The organism is Kitasatospora sp. NPDC001309 (genome assembly GCF_042896295.1).
Lineage (GTDB): Bacteria > Actinomycetota > Actinomycetes > Streptomycetales > Streptomycetaceae > Kitasatospora.
Map to the genome: position 1 here is coordinate 1 of NZ_JBIAXC010000059.1, position 16,597 is coordinate 16,597.

General features: G+C 74.8%; 14 protein-coding genes. 6 read left to right on the plus strand and 8 right to left on the minus strand.

Translation table 11 applies throughout. From position 1 onward, the window contains the following. Positions 1 to 155: 155 nt before the first annotated feature. A complete protein-coding gene (locus ACFY2K_RS38185) occupies positions 156 to 2,426 on the minus strand; it encodes a glycosyl hydrolase family 18 protein (RefSeq protein WP_387717256.1) in 2,271 nt (756 codons plus the stop codon). 249 nt (positions 2,427 to 2,675) lie between these two features. After that, entirely contained in the window at positions 2,676 to 3,659 is a 984-nt protein-coding gene (locus tag ACFY2K_RS38190; RefSeq protein ID WP_375892392.1) for an ArsR/SmtB family transcription factor, read from the minus strand. Positions 3,660 to 3,751: 92 nt separating this feature from the next. Here ACFY2K_RS38190 and ACFY2K_RS38195 point away from each other — a divergent pair, with 92 nt between their 5' ends. Beyond that, a complete protein-coding gene (locus tag ACFY2K_RS38195; protein WP_387717259.1) occupies positions 3,752 to 5,110 on the plus strand; it encodes an MFS transporter in 1,359 nt (452 codons plus the stop codon). A 74-nt stretch (positions 5,111 to 5,184) separates the two neighbouring features. Here ACFY2K_RS38195 and ACFY2K_RS38200 read toward each other — a convergent pair whose 3' ends face one another. After that, the gene (locus ACFY2K_RS38200; RefSeq protein ID WP_375892389.1) at positions 5,185 to 5,589 is read right to left on the minus strand and encodes a RidA family protein; all 405 of its coding nucleotides are present in this window, start codon (positions 5,587 to 5,589) and stop codon (positions 5,185 to 5,187) included. Positions 5,590 to 5,653: 64 nt separating this feature from the next. After that, positions 5,654 to 6,451 (minus strand): ATP-grasp domain-containing protein, encoded by a 798-nt coding sequence (locus ACFY2K_RS38205; RefSeq protein ID WP_380593218.1) that lies wholly within the window; start codon positions 6,449 to 6,451, stop codon positions 5,654 to 5,656. Between the two features lie 207 nt (positions 6,452 to 6,658). Between ACFY2K_RS38205 and ACFY2K_RS38210 the strand changes: the two genes are divergently transcribed. Further along, the gene (locus tag ACFY2K_RS38210) at positions 6,659 to 7,432 is read left to right on the plus strand and encodes an enoyl-CoA hydratase family protein (RefSeq protein WP_375892385.1); all 774 of its coding nucleotides are present in this window, start codon (positions 6,659 to 6,661) and stop codon (positions 7,430 to 7,432) included. 106 nt (positions 7,433 to 7,538) lie between these two features. Here the strand turns inward: ACFY2K_RS38210 and ACFY2K_RS38215 are convergent, their stop codons facing one another. Continuing rightward, positions 7,539 to 8,300, minus strand: coding sequence for a maleylpyruvate isomerase family mycothiol-dependent enzyme (locus ACFY2K_RS38215; RefSeq protein ID WP_380525606.1), 762 nt, complete (start codon positions 8,298 to 8,300; stop codon positions 7,539 to 7,541). Between the two features lie 188 nt (positions 8,301 to 8,488). Between ACFY2K_RS38215 and ACFY2K_RS38220 the strand changes: the two genes are divergently transcribed. Further along, positions 8,489 to 9,244, plus strand: coding sequence for an acyltransferase (locus ACFY2K_RS38220; RefSeq protein WP_387717261.1), 756 nt, complete (start codon positions 8,489 to 8,491; stop codon positions 9,242 to 9,244). A gap of 129 nt (positions 9,245 to 9,373) precedes the next feature. Here ACFY2K_RS38220 and ACFY2K_RS38225 read toward each other — a convergent pair whose 3' ends face one another. After that, positions 9,374 to 10,825, minus strand: coding sequence for a PucR family transcriptional regulator (locus tag ACFY2K_RS38225; protein ID WP_387717263.1), 1,452 nt, complete (start codon positions 10,823 to 10,825; stop codon positions 9,374 to 9,376). A gap of 150 nt (positions 10,826 to 10,975) precedes the next feature. On the opposite strand from ACFY2K_RS38225, the gene ACFY2K_RS38230 reads away from it, so the two are divergent. Continuing rightward, the gene (locus ACFY2K_RS38230) at positions 10,976 to 11,896 is read left to right on the plus strand and encodes an esterase/lipase family protein (protein WP_387717288.1); all 921 of its coding nucleotides are present in this window, start codon (positions 10,976 to 10,978) and stop codon (positions 11,894 to 11,896) included. A gap of 62 nt (positions 11,897 to 11,958) precedes the next feature. On the opposite strand, the gene ACFY2K_RS38235 is transcribed toward ACFY2K_RS38230, so the two are convergent. After that, complete coding sequence (locus tag ACFY2K_RS38235) at positions 11,959 to 12,549, minus strand: HutD family protein (RefSeq protein ID WP_380593215.1); 591 nt, start codon at positions 12,547 to 12,549, stop codon at positions 11,959 to 11,961. Positions 12,550 to 12,658: 109 nt separating this feature from the next. Beyond that, the gene (locus ACFY2K_RS38240; protein WP_387717266.1) at positions 12,659 to 13,915 is read right to left on the minus strand and encodes an MFS transporter; all 1,257 of its coding nucleotides are present in this window, start codon (positions 13,913 to 13,915) and stop codon (positions 12,659 to 12,661) included. Positions 13,916 to 13,932: 17 nt separating this feature from the next. On the opposite strand from ACFY2K_RS38240, the gene ACFY2K_RS38245 reads away from it, so the two are divergent. Both ACFY2K_RS38245 and ACFY2K_RS38250 read left to right on the plus strand, forming a co-directional pair. After that, positions 13,933 to 15,207 carry an ROK family protein gene (locus ACFY2K_RS38245; protein ID WP_375892374.1) on the plus strand — a complete coding sequence of 425 codons (1,275 nt, stop codon included), beginning with the start codon at positions 13,933 to 13,935 and terminating at the stop codon, positions 15,205 to 15,207. Positions 15,208 to 15,370: 163 nt separating this feature from the next. Next, positions 15,371 to 16,501, plus strand: coding sequence for a PLP-dependent cysteine synthase family protein (locus tag ACFY2K_RS38250; protein WP_375892372.1), 1,131 nt, complete (start codon positions 15,371 to 15,373; stop codon positions 16,499 to 16,501). The last annotated feature ends 96 nt before the right edge of the window (positions 16,502 to 16,597 follow it).

A 16,597-nucleotide genomic window follows, 5' to 3' on the forward strand; every position in this document is an offset into this window, starting at 1 on the left:
GCCGCGGGCGGGGGGGGGCCGGGGGGGGCGCCGCGGGGGGGGGCGGGGCCGGCGGGGGGGGGGGCGGGGGGGGGGGGGGGGGGCCGGCCCCCCGGGGGGGGGGCCCCCCCCCGGCCCGGCCCGTGGTGCGGGGACGGTCGGCTAGGTGAGCCCGGTTATTTGAGCCCGGTGTCGAGGGCGGACATCAGGCTGCCCGCCGGGGTGTCGCCGGACATCTCCCAGATCATGCCGCCGAGCAGGTTCTTCGATTTGAGGTAGGCCGTCTTCTGGGCGATCGACCAGGCGTCGTCGAAGGTCCACCACTGCCCGTTCGCGCCCGTGTAGCCGTACGTGGCCACGGACTTGGGATCGTGGTAGACGGTGAGGCCCGGCACGCCGGTGACCAGGTTCTGGTACCCGCGGGTGCCGGCCTCCTCGGCGAACTGGCCGGGCGCCGCGCCGTTCGCGGACTGCCAGACGCCGTGGGCGCCGCCGTCCGCCACGCCCTGCCAGCCGCGCCCGTAGAACGGGAAGCCGATGGTCAGTTTGCGCGGGTTGACCCCGGCGGCGAGGTAGGTCTGGACGGCGCCGTCCACGCTGAAGTGGAAGGCGTAGGGGTCGTTCGGGTCGGGGTAGAGGTTGGAGGCCTGGCCGGTGCGGTTGGGCTCCCAGGAGTTGTCGCTGCCGGAGCCGTGGAAGTCGTAGCCCTGGACGTTGGCGATGTCGAGCGAGGTGAAGACCTTGCCGAGGTCCCAGCCGGCCGCGACCTTGGCCGGGTCGGCCGGGGTGAAGGCGGTGAGCAGCTTGTGCGGGCCGCCCAGCGCGTCGAGCTGCTTGCGGAACTCGGCGGCCAGCAGGGTCAGGTCGGTCTTGTCGTTCGCGCTCCAGTGGTTGCCCGGGTGGCCGTCGCCGGAGCCGGGCCACTCCCAGTCGAGGTCGATGCCGTCGAAGATCCCGGCGGCCACGCCGTCACCGCCGGCGCCGTTGTAGGCGGGCAGGTTGCCCTTGATCCAGGTGTCCACGCAGGACTTGACGAACTTCTGCCGGGACGCGTCGGTGGCGGCGACGTCGGAGAAGTACTTGGAGTACGTCCAGCCGCCGAGCGAGACGACCACCTTGAGGTTCGGGTACTTGGCCTTGAGCTTCTTCAACTGGTTGAAGTTGCCCCGGAGTTTGCCCCAGCCGTCGTCGGCCACGCCGTCCACCGACTGGTCGGCGCTCATCGGGCGGGCGTAGTCGGCGTCGGCGTCACCGGCGCCGGTGCCCTGGTCCGGGTCCTCCGGGTTGGCGGTGGTGCCCTTGGTGACGCCCGCGAGGCAGGTCAGGTTGACCGGATCGATGTTCTCGAAGGCGTAGTTGACGATGTCGAGCTTGGCCGCGCTGCCCGAGGTGTCGAGGTTCTTGACGAAGTACTGGCGGCCGTAGATGCCCCACTGGACGAAGTAGCCGACCCGGGCGTACTTGCCGGCGCCGACGATGTCCGCGGTGGTCACGGCGAGCGGCGCGGAGGCGGGTGAGGCGTTGTCGGCGGGGTCGCGGGCCTTCACCGTGAAGGTGTAGGCGGTGGACGGCGAGAGGCTGCCGACGGATGCGGTCAGCGTGCCGCCGTCGACCGTCGTCACCAGGGTGGCGCCCTGGTAGACGTCGTACGCGGCGACCCGGACGTTGTCGGTGGCGGCGTTCCAGGCGAGCGTCACGTCGGAGGAACCGACCGACGTGGCACGGAGGTTGGTAGGCGCGGTCGGCGGGACGGTGTCCGTGGACGGGTCGAAGGTGCTGGCGGTCACGGGCGCGCTGAGCGGGCCGGTGTTGCCGCGGCTGTCCTTGGCCCGGACGGTCAGGGTGTACGAGGTGGCCGGGGTGAGCCCGGTGACCAGGGCGTTGGCGGTCGGGCCAGAGGCGAGCACGGTGGCGCCGTTCAGCACGTCGTAGGAGGCGACCGGGAAGTCGCCGCCGGTGGCGGCCGGCCAGCTCAGGGCGAGGGTGTGCGCGGTCGACCCGGTGACGGTGGGGGTGCCCGGCGCGGACGGCGGGACGTCGGCGGAGCCGTCGCACTTGTCGCCGTTGATGCGGCAGTTGAGCGGGGTGGAGACCGGGCCGGTGCCGACGAACCAGAAGCTGTACGGCTCGGTGGTGCTGTGGGCGTTGACGGTCGCGTTGTAGTACGCGGCGGTGGCGGTGACGTGCCGGCCGTTGACGGTCGCGGTGCCGTTGCTGGTGTTGCCCAGGGTGACGCCGGTGGGCAGGTCGAAGTCCAGGGTCCAACCGGTGACGGCGGTGGCGTTGTCGTTGTGGACGATGTATGTGCCCTGCCACCAGGAGCCGTTGTCGGCGGTGGTGAAGGTGGCGGTGAGCTTGCCCGCCGCGAGCGCGGGGGCGGCGAGTGCGGTCAGGACGGCGAGTGGGAGGAGCAGGACGGACAGCAGTGCCAGCAGTCTGCTGCGCATGCGGGGGCGTCCCGCCCGGGATCGAGCGGACATGGTTCTCCCTGTGGCTGTGGGGGTTGGACAGGGTGACGTAGAACCGGGGTGATCCGTGGGCGACCGGTGCCCGCGCCGTGGGGGGCGGGGGCATGGGCACTGTAGGAGGACTGGACCAATGCGTCAACAGGTCTGTACCAGTGGGGAGTTGGGGAGGTCGCCGGGTGGCGGGGTGGCGGGGTGGCCGGGCGGCCGGTCGGCGGGCCGGCGGGGCGCTCACCGGCCGCCGGAGAGCTCGTCCCCGAGCGCGCTGCGCCGGTAGAGCACCGAACGGCCGTGCCGGGCCCGGCTGACCAGGCCGGTGGCGGCCAGGACGGACAGGTGCTGGCTGACCGCCCCCGGGGTGACGCCCAGGCGGTAGGCGAGCTCGGTGGTGGAGGCCGGCTCGGCGAGCAGGCCGAGCAGCCGGGCCTTCGGCGCGCCGACCAGGGCCTCCAGCGCGCGCGGCGGCACCGGCGGGCCCTGTCCGGCCATGGCGGCCTGGCCGCGCGCCGGGTAACAGATCTGCGGGGCGCGGGTGCTGTCGATCATGGTGATCGCGCCCCGGACGAAGAAGGTCGGGCTGAGCACCAGCCCGCGCCCGTCCACGGCGGTCTCCACGTCCCCGTCCGTCCAGTGCCGGTTGATCGACAGCGCGCCGTCCGCCCACTCCAGACGGTGGTCGAGGTCGGTGAACAGCGCCGTCGCGCCGTGCTGGGCCAGCACCCGGGCCCGGTACACCAGGTCGGCCTCCAGGACCGCGCGGGCCTGCGGCCACCAGGCGGGTGCGAGGCACGCCTCCCAGTACTCCTCCAGGGAGTCGCAGATCCGGCTCAACAGCCGGGCCGGATCCGCCAGTCCGGCGTCGAGCAGGGCGGGCAGCGGCTGCCCGTGCGGCCGGAAGGTCAGCTCCAGTTCGCCGCGCAGCTGCTCCGGCGGGAGGGCGCGGACGGTGGCGAGCTGGGTGCGGAACTCCGGTGCGGGGGAGGACGGTCGGGGGGTCAGGAAGTCGGGGACCCAGCGGTTCTCGGCGACCAGGGAGAGCAGCAGCCGGGAGTCCAGGCGCGCGAACGAGGGGCCCAGCCGCTCGAAGGCCGGGCTCTGGAGCCGGTACCGGCCCGGGTGGGTCCACATCCGCAGGCTGAGCACGGCCTCCAGGATCGGGGAGTAGGCGAACCAGGTGCTGGCGAGGTCGGCCAGCCGGAGGGTGAAGCGGTGCACCGGGATCCTCCCGTCGGCTGCCGGTCGTCGAGCTTTTAGCCAGAGCCTAAAGGAGTGTCGGGTGCGGCCCGCCCGACGGTGGAATCCTCGGCATGACCACCACACCGGCGGAGTCCTCCGCACCACCCTTCGGCGTGCCCGCGCACCAGCCGAACGGCCGCCTGCCCGGGGCCCTCCGGCGCCGCCTCCACCCCGATCCGACGGTCCGTCGACTGGCCGGGATCACCCTGGTCAACACGGTGGGCAACGGCCTCTCGCTGGCCGTCGCGGTGCTGTTCTTCACCCGGGTGCTCGGACTGAGCGCGGCCCAGCTGGGGTTCGGGATGACGGCCGCCGGTCTGTGCGGGGTCGCCGCCAGCGTGCCGGCCGGCCGGGCCGCCGACCGCTGGGGCGCCCGGCGGGTCCTGGTGGTGCTGGTCTCGATCGAGGCCGTGGGCACGGCCGGGTACGCGCTGGTGCACGGCTACGCCGCCTTCGTGGCCCTGGCCTGCGCCGTCTCCGCGGTGGACCGCGGCGCGGCCGCGGTGCGGAACGCGCTGTACGCCCAGGTGCTGCCCGCCGACCGCCGGGTGGCCGGCCGGGCGTACCTGCGGGTGGTGACCAACATCGGCATCTGCCTGGGGACCGGCCTCGGCGCGATCGCGCTCCAGTTCGACACCCGGCCGGTCTACCTGGCGGCGATCCTGGCCGACGCCGTCTCGTACGTGGCCGTCGCGCTGCTGATGTACCGGCTGCCGGCGGAGGCGGGCGCGGGTGCGGGTGCCTCCGCACCGGTTGCCGCCTCGGCCTCGGTTTCGGCCTCGGCCTCGGGCGGGGCGGGCGTCGGGCAGGGTCGGCGGCGCAACCCGGCGCTGCGCGACGGTCCGTTCCTGGTGGTGACCGCGCTGTGTTCCGTCCTCGGGCTGCAGTTCGCCGTCCTGGAGGTCGGCGTCCCGCTGTGGATCGTCCAGCAGACCGACGCGCCGCGGATCACCGTCGCCGGCGCTTTCATCGTCAACACCCTGATGGTGATCGCCCTCCAGGTGCGGGCCACCCGGGGCACCGAGGAGCGGACGGCCGCCGCCCGGGCCTGCCGGCGCGCCGGGCTGGTGCTGGCCGCCTCCTGCCTGGTCATCGCCATGGCGCACGGCCTGCCCGGGATCCTCGCCGCCGCCGTGGCACTGGTCGGGATCGGGTTGCAGTCGCTCGCCGAGGTGATGGGACAGGCGGGCGGCTGGGCGCTGAGCTACGACCTCGCGGGCGAGCACGAACACGGCGCCTACCAGGGGGTGTTCAACGCGGGCTCGGCGGCCGCGATGATGGCCGGACCGGCGGTGGTCAGCACCGCGGTGATCGGGTACGGGGTGGCCGGGTGGGCGGTGCTGGGCGCGGCGCTGCTGGCGGCGGGCCTGGCGATGGGGCCCGCCGTCCGGTGGGCCGGACGGCGGGAGGCGCGGCTGCGGGCGGCCTGAGGGGGCCGGAGCGAGGAGCTCTGGGGTGAGGAGCTCTGGGGTGAGGAGCTCTGGTGCGAGGGGGCGTACGGGCGTTACTCCGGGACGACCGCCGTCGCCTCGATCTCGATCAGCACGTCGGGCCGGAACAGCGCCGCGACCTGCATCGCCGAGGCCGCCGGGAGCGGCAGGTCGCCCAGGTACTCGTTCCGGGCGTCCCGGATCGCCGCGAGGTGGGCGATGTCGGTCATGAAGAAGGTGAACTTGACGACGTCCGAGAAGTCCGCGCCGGCGGCGGCCAGGCAGCGGCGCAGGTTCTCGAAGATCTGACGCGCCTGGGCCTTCGGGTCACCCGCGCCGACCAGGTCCCCGTGCTCGTCGAAGGCGACCTGCCCGGAGACCTGGACCAGTCGGCCGGTGCCGGTGACGACGTGGGTGTAGCCCTTCGCGGGGAAGACGCCCGGCGGCTGGGTGATGTGGGTGAGGTGCGTGGTGGTCATGGTGCCCGATCGTGCGCCACCGCAGGCCGGGACCGCAAGCGGCCGCCCCCGGTCAACCCGCCGGTCAGCGCACCACTTCGGGCAGCTCGCGCAGGAACGCCCGGTCGGTGCAAGGCAGTTGGGCAGCGGGGCCGGAGGAGCGCAGCACCACGTCCAGGACCTCGCCCGGGTCGGCGGCGTAACCCCCGCTGGCCCAGGCGGCGTTGGCCTCCACCACCGCCCAGCCCCGGTCCGTCCGTCCGACGTCCACCACCACCGCGCTCGGCAACGCGGCGTGCGAGGCCGAGGCGGCCAGCACGTCGCGGGCGAAGGCCAGCACCTCGGGGCCGTCCGCCCCGAGCGGTGCGACGGCCAGGTCACCGTCCCGCGCGTAGCGCGAGCCCGTCCGCGCCGCGCCGTCCAGGACGAACAGCCGGTACTCCGTGCGGAACCGTACGACCTCGCTCACCAGCACCGGGGTGTCCCCGTCCAGCAGCCCGGGCCCGGGCAGCGCGCTGCCGTCGGGGTAGACCCGGGCGGCGAACAGCTTGTCCGCGGGCGGCTTCACGAAGGCCGGGCCGCCCAGCGCACGGGCCTCGGCCAGCGTGGTCGCGCAGATCCGTCGGCCGGTCAGCGCGAGCGGCAGTCGGGCGAGCCAGTCCTCGGCGGGCTCCAGCAGGGCGAGGCCGAGCTCCCGGCCGACCGCGTCCGCGAACAGCGGCCCGCCGTACACGTGCACCGCGGCGCCGAGCAGTTCGCGCGGCGCCCGCCAGGAGGCGGCGGTGCACGCGCGCAGGCCGCGCAGCCCGGCGGCGGTGCGCAGCTGGAGGCCGGTCTCGTTGATGCGCGGGGCGAGCAGCAGGACCGGGGGGTCGGTGGTCATGGGCCCATGCTGACGGGCGGACCGGGGCTGCCACCAGCGGTTTTCGACCCGGCGGCCGGAGGGCGGCGGTCGGCTCTGGCCGAGGGGTGCCGGTCGGCTCTGGCCGCGGGGCGGGTGGGCGTGCCAGAGTCGTGCGGGCGCGGTCCGGGCACCCCGGGCCGCGCCCGCAGTCCGACCCACCCTCAGCCGGAAGGCAGGCCCACGCCGATGACCAGCGCAGAGCCCCTCGTCCGCGTCAGCACCGCGGACGCCGTCACCACGCTCACCCTCGACTCGCCGCACAACCGCAACGCGCTCTCCTCGCGCCTGATGTCCGAGCTGCACGCCGGACTGGCGGTGGCCGCGGCGAACCGGGACGTCCGCGCGGTGGTACTCACCCACACCGGCAAGGTGTTCTGCGCGGGCGCGGACCTCTCCGAGGCGACCGGCGCGGACCCGACGGTGGGCCCGCGCGGCCTGGTCGAGCTGCAGAAGGCGATCGTGGACTGCACCAAGCCGGTCATCGCCGTGGTCGACGGGCACGCCCGGGCCGGCGGCCTCGGCCTGATCGGCGCGGCGGACCTCGCCGTCGCCGGACCGGCCGCGACCTTCGCCTTCACCGAGGTCCGGCTCGGCCTGGCGCCCGCCGTCATCTCGCTGCCGCTGCGCCCCAAGCTGGAGCCGCGCGCCGCCTCCCGCTACTACCTGACCGGCGAGGTCTTCGACGCCGCCGAGGCGGCCCGGATCGGTCTGATCACCCAGGCGGCCGAGTCCAGCGAGTCCACCGGGGTGCTGGTGAAGGGGCTGCTGGACGCGCTGCGCCAGGGCTCGCCGCAGGGGCTGGCGGAGTCCAAGCGGCTGGCCAACGCCGAGGTGGCGCGCTCCTTCGCGCGGGACGCGGACGAGCTGGTGCAGCTGTCGGCGCGGCTGTTCGGGTCGGCGGAGGCGCAGGAGGGGATGCGGTCGTTCCTGGAGAAGCGGCCGGCGGCCTGGGTGCGCTGAGCTCCTGGGCCGGGCCGGGCCGGGCCGGGCCTGGCTGGGCCGGGTCGGGCTGGGCTGGATCGAGCCGGGCCGGGCCGGACCTGACTCCGGCCCGGCCCGACCGGGGTCAGATCGTCGCGGCGGTCCGCCAGTGGTCGAACAGGTCCTGGTCGCCGCTGAGCTCGACCCGCCCGGCCCGCTCGACGGTCAGCCGGTTCCAGAGCAGCGGGTAGAGCTCGGCCGCCGGACCGCTGACCGTCAGGTCGGCGGGCTCGGGGCGCTCCTCCGTGGTGACGGCGAGCGGCTCCCGGGAGAGCGTCAGGTGCCAGGAGCTGGCCCCGTCGGTCGGCCGGATCCGGATGGTGCGCGGGTCGTCGCTGTGCACCGTGGACCGGCCGCGGAGCAGGAAGCCGCGCAGCAGTTCGTCGATGCCGTCCAGGGCGAGCGTGCCGTCGACGCCCGGGCCCGGCGAACCGGCCGCCGCGTCGGCGTCGAAGCGGTGCACGGCGGTCTCGTGCGCCTGGCGCCGGGCCCAGAAGGCCAGCGGGCTGGGCGCGGGCAGGAAGGTCCAGCACTCGACGTCGGCGGGGGCCTCGGACAGCACGGTCAGCAGGGCGGCGTGGCCCTCCCGGTACCAGTCGAGCAGTGCGGCGTCGGAGGGGTCCGGGCCGACCACGGCCTGCCGGTCCGCGCCCTCCGGCGGGGCGCTCAGGCCCTTCGCCGGGAAGGCGGCGGCCCAGCGGTGGACCTGGCCGATGTGGCGCAGCAAGTCGCTCAACCGCCAGTCCGGGCAGGTCGGGACGGGCGTGGTGAGGTCGGTGCGGGCGGCGGCGTCGGCCAGCAGGGCGCCCTCGCGGCGGACTGCTTCGATGTGCTCGGAGATCTCCATGGGACGGAGTGTTCCACTGCCGACGGACATCGGTGGCGGATTTCGGACGGCCGCGGGGGACGGCCGCGGGGACGGTCCGGGAGTGGCCCGGGGCGGGCCCGGGGGTGGTGCTGAAGGGGGCGGTGGGGCCGGTGTGATGTCGGCCTCCCGGTCACCGGACGGACGCTACGGGCCGGTAACGTGAGCGCATGCCGATAACCCGTTCCCTCCTCTCCGCCTTCCGGGACGGCGGCCGCCGGGCCGCCGGGCGCCTCGTCCACCGGGGCTGGCGCTGGGTGCAGCGGACCGGCGCGGTCAGCAACCGGAACCCCGGTCCGTACCGGTTCGGCGAGCTGGGCGACGGCACCACCCTCGCCTTCCCGCTCGGGGCGGTGTTCAACGAACGGTGGATCACCATCGGGCCGTTCTCGATCATCGGCGAGCGGGTCACCATCAGCGCGGGCTTCCTGCCCGGGCTCGACCTCGGGCCGGAGCCGATCGTACGGATCGGCGGCGGCTGCGTGATCGGGCGGGACAGCCACATCGTCGGCCACCAGTCGATCGTGATCGGCGACGACGTCTGGACCGGTCCCGGGGTGTACGTCAGCGACCAGGCGCACGAGTACCGGGACACCGAGCTGCCGATCGGCAAGCAGTGGCCGCGCAACGAGCCGGTGGAGATCGGCGCCGGCAGCTGGATCGGCACCGGCGCGGTGATCATGCCGGGGGCGCGGATCGGCCGCAACGTGGTGGTCGCGGCCGGTGCGGTGGTGCGCGGCGAGGTGCCCGACCACAGCGTGGTCGCCGGGGCCCCGGCCAAGGTGGTCCGGCGCTGGACCGAGGAGGAGGGCTGGCAGCCGCCGCTGCGGCACGAACCGCCCCGGCCGCTGCCGGACGGGGTGACGGCGGAGCAGTTGCGGGCCCTGGTGGGGTGGGACCTGCGGCTGCCGGGGGAGCAGGACTGAGGTCGTTCTGTCGACCCTGAGCTGTCGACCTCGAGATGCTGGCCCCGAGCTGCTGACCTCGGGGCGTTGGCCTCGGGGCGTTGACTTCGGGACGGCGCCCGCGCCGCGGTCGGCGCGGGTGCCGTCGTTTCACGACCAGTGGGCCGGGGCCGACCGTTCGGCCGTCCGGGCCGCGATCGCGGCGGTGATCCGTAGGACGTCGGCCGGGCGCGCCGGGTCCAGCCCGGTGAGCACGGCGATCCGGCGCAGCCGGTAGTCGACGGTGTTGGGGTGCAGGTGCAGGGCGCTCGCGGTCTGTCGGCGGTTGAGGCCGCCGGCCAGGTGGATGCGCAGGGTGGTGAGCAACTCCCCGCCGTCGGCGAGGGGTTCGAGCAGGGCGGCGAGCCGGGCGCGGGCCTGGCTGGGCCGGGTGAGCTGGTACTCCAGCAGCACGTCGTCCAGCCGGTGCAGCCCGGGCGGTCGGCCGAACGCCCGGGCGACGTCCAGGACTTCATAGGCGAGGGCGGCGGCGCCGGGCACCTCTGCCGGCACTGCGGCGGCCGCTCCGGCCAGCACGGGCACACCGGCGGCTCGGGCCGCGGCGGCGAGGGTGGCGCCGAGCCGGGGCCAGTCGGCCCCGTCCTCGGAGCCGTCGGCCGATCCGTTCTCGGAGCCGTCGGCGGGCCCGTCGGCCCGGTTGGTCGGGGACGGCAGCGGGAGGAGCAGCAGGCCGCCCGAGGGGGTGAGCGTGGAGAGCGCCGACTGCCGTGTGCGGTGGTCGAGTTCGGCGAGGAAGCGGCGCAGCTTGCGGCGGGCGGCGATGGCCGGGTCGATGCCGGGGGAGTGTTCGTCCGGGTGGTCGGCGAGGGACAGGCAGAGCACGGCGTAGCCGGCCGGCAGTTCGGTGCCGGCCCGGGCGGCCACCTCCTCGGCGGGGGTGCCGGCGAGCAGTGCGGTCAGGAGGGACTGCCGGGCGGTCGAGCTCCGGTCGCCGGCCGACTGCTGCCCGTCCAGGTAGCCGGCGCCGGCGGCGGTGGTGGCCCGGCGGAGCTGGTCGAGCAGCAGGCGGTTGAGCAGCACCAGGTCGGCGGCGTCCCCGGCGTGGGCGTCCCGGGTGAGGAACTCCCAGCAGACCTCCAGTCCGAGGTGGTGGGCGAGCAGGACGGCGTCCAGGGGCAGGCCCTCCTCGGCGCGGCGCGCTGCGGCCTCCCGTACGGCGGTGAACTCCTCGGCGGGGGCGGGGAGTCCGGTGCGGACGGCGTGGGCCAGGCCGCGGATGCGGCGCTCGGTGTCCCGGGTGAGTTCGCCGGTGAGCTGCTCGCGCGGGAGGCGGTGGTAGACCGGCACCCGTTCCAGCAGGGCGGCGACCACGACGGCGGCCAACGCGCGGGCGCCGCCGAGGAGTCTCTGGTCGGCCGGGAGTCCGCCGATCACCGGGACGCGCCACGGTGAGGGGTGGTCGGCGGCGCCGGCGGCCGTGTCGGTGGCCGCTTCGGTGGCCGGGTCGGCGGCCGTTTCGGCTGAGGCGTCGGCGGGCCGGTGCGCGGGGAGTTCGGCGGAGCGGCTGGTGGGGGTGCAGTGGGGCGCGTTGTGACCGGTCACAGAGAACACCGTCCAGGTCTGGGGGACGCCCAAGGGCCGGGCCGGAAGGGTGACCGCATCATTGAGCCACTCGGGTTACCTGTTGGTAACAAACTTCCGCTGTGGAGGCAACAGTTGAGAACCCCACTTCTCCGCTTCTCCGCAACTCCGTTGCGCCGCCGGTTCGGCGGAGCCTTCGGCGCGGCCGTCCTGGCGGGCGCGCTGCTGGTCGCCGCCGCGGCCGCCCCGGCCGTCGCCACCCCGGCCGCTGCCGCGGCCCCCGCCTCGGCCGCGCTCCCGCCCGACGGTGACTCGGTGGCCTCGCCGCCCGGCGCCAACGACTGGAGCTGCCGGCCGTCCGCCGCCCACCCCGACCCGGTGGTGCTGGTGCACGGCACCTTCGCCAACCGCTACGAGAACTGGCTGGCGCTCTCCCCGCTGCTCAAGGGCCTCGGGTACTGCGTCTTCGCCCTCGACTACGGCACCGTTCCGGGTATCACCTCCACCGGCAGCGGGCTGCTGCTGCCGATCGGCGGCCTCGGTCCGGTGCCCGCCTCGGCGGCCCAACTCGCCCACTTCGTCGACCTGGTGAGGTCCGCGACCGGTGCGGCCAAGGTCGACATCGTCGGCCACTCCCAGGGCGGCATGCTGCCGAACTACTACCTCAAGTTCCTCGGCGGGGCCTCCAAGGTGGACAGGCTGATCGGCCTGGCACCGTCCAACCACGGCACGACCCTCGACGGGATCACCAAGCTGGCGCCGTACTTCCCCGGCGTCGCCGACCTGATCTACACCGTCTGCCAGGCCTGCCGCGACCAGGCGGTGGGCTCCGCCTTCAACGCCACCATGGCTTCCCGGCCGGACACCGTGCCGGGCGTGCACTACACGGTGATCTCGACCGTGTACGACGAGGTCGTCACCCCGTGGCGGACCCAGTTCCTGAACGGGCCGGACGTGGGCAACCAGGTGCTCCAGGACCACTGCCCGGTCACCCTCGCCGAGCACGTCGCCATCGCGTTCTCGCCGACGGCGCTGCACCTGGTGACCAACGCGCTGGACCCGGCGCACGCCACGCCGGTGTTCTGCGGCTGACGCGGCCGGTGCCGCCGCTGCCCGTACCCCCGGTTCCGGCGGGGGTACGGGCAGCGGGCTGCTCAGTCGGTGGTGCGGAGTGCGGAGGTGCGGAAGGTGATCGCGGCGGTGACGCCGTCGGGCCGCAGCTCGTGGGTGCCCAGTGCGTCGAGTACTGCGGCGTCGTAGCGGCCGAGTTCGGTGCCGCCGTCGACGACGGCCGTACCGGCCAGGCAGACCAGCAGGACGGTCGACCCCTCCGGGACGGCGACACTGCCGGGCCCGGTCCGGAGCTCCACGACGGCGTCGGCCCGGCCGCGGCGGGTCATCACGTTGAAGTCCACCACCGGGCCGCCGAGCAGCCGGCAGTCGGTGGCGGCGTCGCCCGGGAAGGCGAACGGGCGGAACGGGGCGTCGACCAGCTGCTCGACGCCGTCCACGGCGAGCGCCATGCCGGCGCCCTCGACCAGGGTGATCACCCGGTCGATCCCGGGGAACGGCGAGAACGGGCCGGCCGAGGCGACATCGGCGAGGCTCACCCGCCAGTCGAAGTCGGCCATCCCGGCCCCGGCGGGGGACCCGGCGACCTCCCGGGTCACCCCGCCCCCGTTGAGCCACGGGGTGGCCGGGCGCTCGCTCGCCCGCAGTACCTGGATGCGTCCGGTGGTGGTCATGGGTCCGCATCCTGCCACTGCCGGGGCGGGTCCGTCAGTGCCGCCCGGCCGTCAGTGCCGTTCGACCGCGAGCCCCGCCCGGTTGCCCGGTTGCCCGGTCGCCCGGCCGTCAGTGCCGCCGGACCGTCAGCGGCAGCAGGGCCGCGGCGGTGGCCGCGACCGCGACCGTGGTCAGGGCGAGCGGCAGTCCGACCGCATCGGCGAGGAAGCCGATCACCACGGGCCCGATCAGCATCCCGCCGTACCCGAGCGTCGAGGCGAGCGCGACGCCCTGCGGCCCGCCCGCCGCACCGGCGCGCGCGATGGCGAGCGGGAACAGGTTGGCCAGCCCGAGGCCGACCAGGACGAACCCGCCGATGGCCACCGGCACCGACGGGGCCAGGGCGGCGAGCAGCATGCCGGCCGCGGCGGTGAGTCCGCCGAGCAGCATCAGCCGGTTCTGGCCCAGCCGGATGGACAGCCAGGTGCCGCCCACCCGTCCGCTGGTCATGGCGAAGGCGTACGCGGCGTACCCGGCGGCGGCGGTGCCCGCGCCCGCGTGGACGTCGTCGGTGAGGTGGAGGGTGGTCCAGTCGGCGACGGCGCCCTCGCCGTACGCCGTGCACAGGGCGGTGAGGCCGAGCAGCAGGACCAGCAGGCGGACGTGCCTCCCGCCGGCCGGAGCGCCGGCCGGAACGCTGGTTGGAGCGTCGGCCGGGCCGGGGGTCCGGTCCGGGGCGACCATCGGCGCGGCCGGGCTGCGCAGCAGGACGACGCCCGCGCCGACGGTCACGGCGAGTCCCAGCAGGCCGCCGAGCGCGAGCGCCCACGCGGTGGTCAGCCGCTCGGCGAGCAGTCCGCCGATGCCCGCGCCGAGCAGCCCGCCCAGGCTGTACCCGGCGTGGAAGCTGGGCATGACCGGCCGGCGCAGCTGGGCGACCAGGTCGACGGCGGCGCTGTTCATGGCGACGTTGGCGCCGCCGTACCCGGCGCCGAACAGCAACAGCACCCCGCCGAGCGAGTACACCGAATGGGTGTGCGCGGGCAGCGGGACGGCGAGGGCGAGCAGGGCCAGCGAGGCCACGGTGACCGGGCGCGAACCGTAGCGCAGGCAGAGCCGACCGACGGCCGGCATGGTGAGGACGGCGCCGACGGACAGGCAGAGCAGGGCCAGTCCGAGGGCGCTGTGCGAGGCGTTGACCTGGCTGCGGACGTCCGGGATGCGGACGACCCAGGCGGCGAACAGGAAGCCGTCGACGGCGAAGAAGGCGGTGAGCGCGAGCCGTGCGGCGCCCCAGGGGCTGTCCGCGACCGGGGGTGTGCTGCGAGACTGGGGGGAGGCCGGGTCGGCGTGGCGGTGGGAACTGATTTTGTTTCGAAGCGACACAAAGTCACAATAGGGGCGTGCAGCTCTCACCTTCAAGCCCGCGGCCCCGCTCCGGGACCGACGCCGACGCGCAGCGCGACGCCCACCGCCGCGCGGCGCCCGACCGCGGTCGGACGCTGCTCGGCCCGGCGCTCTCGCTCATCCACACCGGCCAGACGCCCACCCGGTCCGCGCTGACCCGCGCGCTGGACGTCACCCGGGCCACCGCCGGCGCCGTCACGGCCGAACTGGAGGCGCTCGGCCTGATCACCGTCGACTCCCGCCCGGCCGGCGGCGGTCGCGGCCGTCCCTCGCACCGGCTGGCGATCGACCCGCAGGGCCCGGTCGTGGTCGCCGGCCAGATCCACGCCGACGGCCTGAGCGTCACCCTGGCCGGACTCGGCGGACTGCTCGACCCGCCCGTCCACCTGCCGCTGCCCGCCGCCACCGATCCGGTCCGGATGCTGCGCGCCGTCGCCCAGGCCGGCGCCGAGCTGGCCCGCGCGACCGACCGCCGCTGCCTGGCCGCCTCGCTCGCACTGCCCAACCCGGTCACCGAGCCGGACGGCACCGCGCTCGCCGCGCTGCACTTCGCCTGGCCCAGCGGCACCCCGGTCGCCGACCTCTACGACGTCGAGGTCGGCCGCGCCGACCACGGCCCGAAGGCCGTGCGGCCGCTGCCCGCCGTCATCGCCAACGACGCCAACCTCGCCGCCCTCGCCGAGTACCGGCACGGCGCCGGGCGCGGTGCCCGGCACCTGCTCTTCGTCACCTCCGGCCACCGCGGCGTCGGCGGCGCGCTGGTGATCGACGGGCACCTGCACACCGGCAGCGCCGGGCTCGCCCTGGAGGTCGGCCACCTCACCGTCGACCCGCAGGGCCGCCCCTGCGCGTGCGGCAACCGGGGCTGCCTGAACGCCGAGACCGACCCGGACGCGCTGTTCGCCGCCGCCGGCCTCACCCCGGAGCCCGGCCGCCCGCTGCTCGACCAGGCGCGCGAGCTGTGCTGGGCGGCCGCGACCGACGAGCGGGCGCGGGCCGCGGTGGAGCACGTGATCGACCGGCTCGGGCTCGGGCTGGCCGGGGTCGCCAACATCCTCAACCCGGACCGGGTGGTGCTCAGCGGCCTGCACCTCGACCTCCTGGAGGCCGCCCCCGACCGGCTGCGCGCGGTGGTCGCCGACCGCAGCCTGTGGGGGCGCAGCGGGCGGGTGCCGATCGTCGGCGCGGAGCTGGCGCACGGCGCGCTCGCGGGCGCCGCCGAGCTCGGCTGGGGGCCGTACCTCGCGGACCCGCAGTCGGTGCCGGTCTGAGGAGGCGGGCAGCGGGCAGCGGGTGGCGCGCGGCAAGCGGCGGGCGGCGGGCGGGCCGCGAGGGGCGATAAGCGGAAGCTGGGCCTACGAAAACGGTCACTTATCGTGACTCTCGTACACTCGTAGTGAGCAGCGGGGGGCCGCAACGAGGGAGTACGTGACCATGAGCACCCAGTCCGGTGGGATCGTCGGCATCGAGCCGACCGTCGACGTCGACCGCTCCGACCAGCAGTACCGCGACTGGCTCAAGGAGGCGGTGCGCAAGGTCCACGCCGACGCCAACCGCTCCGCCGACACCCACCTGCTGCGCTTCCCGCTGCCCGCCGAGTGGGGGATCGACCTCTACCTCAAGGACGAGTCCACCCACCCGACCGGCTCGCTCAAGCACCGGCTGGCCCGCTCGCTCTTCCTCTACGGGCTCTGCAACGGCTGGATCCGCCCCGGAAAGCCGGTGATCGAGGCCTCCAGCGGCTCCACCGCCGTCTCCGAGGCGTACTTCGCCCAGCTCATCGGGGTGCCGTTCATCGCCGTCATGGCCAAGAGCACCAGCCAGGCCAAGATCGACCTGATCGAGTTCCACGGCGGCGAGTGCCACCTGGTCGAGCGCTCGGACGAGGTCTACGAGGCCTCCGCGCGGCTCGCCGAGGAGACCGGCGGGCACTACATGGACCAGTTCACCTACGCCGAGCGGGCCACCGACTGGCGCGGCAACAACAACATCGCCGAGTCGGTCTTCGCCCAGCTGCGCCTGGAGCCGCACCCGGAGCCGGCCTGGATCGTGGCCACCGCGGGCACCGGCGGCACCTCGGCGACCATCGCCCGGTACGTGCACTACATGCAGTACGACACCCGGATCTGCGTCGCGGACCCGGAGAACTCCTGCTTCTTCGAGGGCTGGGTGAACCACGACCCGGACGCCGTCTGCGCGAGCGGCTCCCGGATCGAGGGCATCGGGCGGCCCCGGATGGAGCCGAGCTTCGTGCCCGGGGCGGTCGACCGGATGATGAAGGTGCCCGACGCCGCCTCGATCGCCGCGGTGCGGCTGCTGGAGCAGGTGCTCGGGAAGAAGGCCGGTGCCTCCACCGGGACGGGACTGTGGAGCGCGCTGCGGATCGTCGCGGAGATGCGGGCGGCCGGCCGGACGGGCAGCGTGGTCGGCCTGATCTGCGACCCGGGGGACCGCTACCTGGACAAGTACTACTCGGACGACTGGCTGGCCGGTGAGCGGATCGACATCGCCCCGTACCGGTCCGCCCTGGAGGACTTCCTGGCGGGCGGCGCCTGGACGGGCTGACGGGTCGTCGGCTGGCGGGTGACGACTGACAACTGACGGATGACAACTGACAGATAACAGATTTCAAAATCTGTTATCTGTCAGTTGTCATCCGTC